The organism is Prevotella sp. SGI.167, from assembly GCF_050313615.1.
Lineage (GTDB): Bacteria > Bacteroidota > Bacteroidia > Bacteroidales > Bacteroidaceae > Prevotella.
Window position 1 is genome coordinate 1 of the sequence record NZ_JBNPLT010000133.1, and the last position, 489, is coordinate 489.

Here is a 489-nt window from a genome sequence, read left to right on the forward strand (position 1 = left end):
TTCTTTGTTGATAAAGCGAGCTGCACTCGGCAATTTGAAAGCGAGCTTTCATTGCACTCATTGGCATCGCTTTTTCCCATTAAAGAAGGTGTTTTTTCGAAAACCTACCCGTCCTTCCTTACCCTTAAGGAAGGCTCCACCTCTCACCCCTGCCCTCTCTCCTCAGGAGCGAGGGAGAAAACCGCCCTACTCGGTGCTCAGAACCGCTTCGCTATAAGGTTGGCGGACCATCAAAGGTCTTCGCCAGTTTTTGCGGGCTGGGACCGCCTGGGGACAGCTTGCTAATTGAAGAATCTGTTTACGCCATATTGTGTGGGATGGGACCGCCTGGGGATAATGGGTTGCTTGATGGGGCAGATTGGAGAAGCCTGGGGATAGTGGGGGAATTTGTTAATGAATAAACTTTAAATACAATATACAAATGGAAGAAAGAAAGACTATTTATCTTTGTCTGGCTCACATGAGCGAGACTGGTGAGGAACAGAAATA

The 489-nt window shown here is 47.9% G+C and carries 1 protein-coding gene; it reads left to right on the forward strand.

Annotated features, from left to right (window positions below):
- Nucleotides 1-285 (forward strand): hypothetical protein (locus ACQRBJ_RS16215; protein ID WP_445304260.1); only part of this gene is annotated, 285 nt, incomplete at its 5' end.
- Nucleotides 286-489 lie beyond the last annotated feature (204 nt).